General features: G+C 54.7%; 3 protein-coding genes and 1 pseudogene. All 4 read left to right on the top strand.

Annotation, left to right across the window (positions count from 1 at the left end; all coding sequences use genetic code 11):
* On the top strand, positions 1-182 hold a 182-nt coding region (locus tag ACO4XG_RS10890; protein WP_308507995.1), incomplete at its 5' end, for a hypothetical protein.
* A gap of 152 nt (positions 183-334) precedes the next feature.
* Positions 335-1,735 carry a carboxyl transferase domain-containing protein gene (locus tag ACO4XG_RS10885; RefSeq protein ID WP_308507994.1) on the top strand — a complete coding sequence of 467 codons (1,401 nt, stop codon included), beginning with the start codon at positions 335-337 and terminating at the stop codon, positions 1,733-1,735.
* Between the two features lie 13 nt (positions 1,736-1,748).
* Positions 1,749-2,675 carry an OadG family protein gene (locus ACO4XG_RS10880; protein ID WP_308507993.1) on the top strand — a complete coding sequence of 309 codons (927 nt, stop codon included), beginning with the start codon at positions 1,749-1,751 and terminating at the stop codon, positions 2,673-2,675.
* A 55-nt stretch (positions 2,676-2,730) separates the two neighbouring features.
* A pseudogene (locus ACO4XG_RS10875) lies at positions 2,731-2,940 on the top strand (acetyl-CoA carboxylase biotin carboxyl carrier protein subunit); the annotation flags it as partial.

Below are 2,940 nucleotides of genomic sequence, written 5' to 3'. Positions count from 1 at the left end.
AGCCGACCGAGGAGAACGGAGAGGAGGAGAGCAGGCAGACGGCAGAGACCGTAGCCCAGAGTGACACGCGGGGACGGCAAAGACAGAAACGGCCTGAGAATACCCCAGAGAAGGGCAGACGAAAGAGAAAGCGGCGCCTGCCGAAAACGGGAGAAGTGAGCGTCGTCACGCGACATTCGTAAGACCCGAAGCAGAAACTTGGGCACATCAGACAATAGCTGATATCGAGAAAGGCAAGTACCTCAGAAACACCGAAGTACTTGCTTTTTTTATGCAAAACTTCTAAAATATTACCGATGACAATCGGTTAAAATTGTATAACGGAGGTTGCAATATGAGTCATATCAATGATTCGACGGCGGCCCGGAGAATCCGCGAGATACTGGATCAGGACAGTTTCGTGGAAATCGGCGCTTATGTGACGGCGCGGAGCACAGACTTCGGCGCAGCTTCTGAGGAAGCAACGTCGGACGGCGTCGTGACCGGCTACGGCACCATCGATGGCAAGCTCGTATACATCTACGCGCAGGATCCGAATATTTTCGGTGGCTCTGTCGGAGAGATGCATGCGAAGAAGATTCGCCGGTTATATAGCCTGGCAGTGAAGATGGGAGCGCCTGTTATCGGGCTTATCGACTGCGCCGGTGTGCGTCTGGCGGAAGCAACGGATGCGCTGTTTGCTTTCGGCGCGCTTTATCGGGAACAGGCACTGGCAAGCGGCGTGGTTCCGCAGATTCAGGCTGTATACGGACTTTGCGGCGGAAGCCTTTCGGTCAGTGCCGCACTGGCGGATTTCACCTTCATGGAGAAGAAAGCAAAACTCTTTTTCCATGCGCCGAATGCAATCTCTGGCAACACCGAAGCAGAACTCGACACAGCATCGGCAGAGTTCCGGAGTGAAGAGAGCGGTACGGCGGACTTTGTCGGCACGCAGGAGGAAATCGCAGCCGGCATTCGCACACTGGTCGGGGTGCTTCCGTCCAGCAATGAGGATGATGAGTCCTACGGTGACTGCGAGGACAGCCTGAACCGTCTGGTTCCGGAGGTCGTGCAGGCTTCCGGTGCGGGCGTGCTTCGCGCAATTTCGGATGACGGTTTTGTCTGTGAGCCGGGACAGCACTACGGTTGCTCGGTGACGACAGCATTTATTCGTCTGAACGGTTGCACGGTCGGTGCGATTGCGGCGGCATCCGGAGAAGTCTGTTTCCGTGGCGTCGAGAAAGCGGCGCGCTTTGCAAAATTCTGTGATGCGTTCAGCATTCCGCTCCTCACGGTCGTGAACAGCACGGGCTTTGAGAAGACACTCTGCAATGAGAAGCGTCTGCCGCAGGCAGTTGCGGCATTGATTAATGCCTATGCAGAGGCAACTGTGCCGAAGGTGACACTGCTGAACGGCACGGCACAAGGCCTGCTCGCAAACGTATTTGCACCTCGGGCGGTCGCAGACATTGTTTATGCTTGGCCGAATGCGGAGCTGTCGCTGATTGATGCCGGCGCAGCCGTCAAGATTCTCTACGCTTCCGAGCTTGAAAAGGCTGAGAATAAGACCGCTTTCTTCGAGGAGAAGAAGGCTCAATATCTGGAGAAGCAGGGATCGGCGATGAGCGCGGCAAAGCGCGGCTATGTCGATGACATCATTGCACCGGAAACAACGAGAAAGCGTGTTATTGCAGCCTTTGAGATGCTCTTCACGAAGAATGAGGAAATTCCTGCCAAGAAACATGGCACGGTCTGAGCGGGGTGTCGGGATGAAGCAGAGAATAAAACAGTTTCTTCTCACCGTAGCTCTGTGCCTCACGTTGGCAGTTCTGATTCCGTTCTCTGCCTTTGCAAAGATTGACCAGAAAATACTGGATTCCGCAGAACAGGGCGCTAAGAAGAATATCAGTGCTGTCATGAGCTTTGATGAGGCCATGCTGCAGAACTACATCGACCAGTTTGAGGCAAACGGCGAAACCAAAATGGCAGACGGCTTGAAAAGCTGGCAGACCATTCGGGAAGATGTCGGTGATGTGACCTCGGTGGATGATGCCGTAGCAAAAGAAGTGGATGACGACAATATTCTGGTCACTGTCAAGGCGCACTGCGGTAATCGTGAGGTCGTTGCACACCTGGGCTATCAGGTCTCGAGCGGTGATATCACCGAGCTGAGTTTCAGCAAGGTTGAAACACTCGCGGAGAAATTTGAGAGCGCCGGGCTCAATCTGATTATCGGAATGGGAACCGTCTTTGCGGTATTGATTTTCATTGCTTTCCTGATCAGTCGTTTCAAGTACATCCATGATTGGGTGAGCCGGAAAGAGGCCATCGAGAAGGAAGAAAAAGAATACAAAGAGAAGGTGGCTGCAATTCAGCGTATGCCGAAGAGCGCCAAGAATGTCTCCCAGCGAATCAGTGCGGAGCAGGTCAAAGCGGCTCAGGTGCCGGAAGGCACAAAAGTGCAGTGCATCTCCGCGCCGGAAGAGACCGCGGTTGAAAGCGAATCCGTTCCGGCTGAGACGGTCGCTGTGCTGGCGGCAGCCGTTGCGGCAAACGAAGAGCCGCAGCTAGATTCACAGATGCTCGCAGTTCTGACAGCGGCAGCACTTGCGGCAGAAGGTGAGGATCCGGGACCTGACGGTCTGGTTGTCAAATCTCTCAGAAGACGCGGCAACAGCAAGAGAAGAAGACGTTAAGAGATATCACACAGGAATTACATACATCTAAGGATAGACTGAGGAGGAAAATACCATGAAGAACTATACCATTACCGTGAACGGACAGGTCTATGTTGTACAGGTTGAAGAGGGTATCACCGCAGCCGCGCAGGGCGCACCGGTTGTAACCATTCCGGCTGCTCCGGTATTCCAGCAGGCAGTGGCACCGGCACCTGCACCGGTCGTGGCACCGGCAGCAGCACCGGTCGCGGCTTCGGCTCCGGCCGCTGCACCGAGCGGCGCA

It is taken from the genome of Stomatobaculum sp. (assembly GCF_057248925.1).
Note: the sequence above shows the minus strand (reverse complement) of the source record. Positions and strands in the feature narration are given on the sequence as shown.

What these genes read in the sequence shown, in the direction of transcription:
- ACO4XG_RS10885 (WP_308507994.1), top strand. Translation starts at nt 335, where the DNA reads ATGAGTCATATCAATGATTCGACGGCGGCCCGGAGAATCCGCGAGATA.
- ACO4XG_RS10880 (WP_308507993.1), top strand. Translation starts at nt 1,749, where the DNA reads ATGAAGCAGAGAATAAAACAGTTTCTTCTCACCGTAGCTCTGTGCCTC.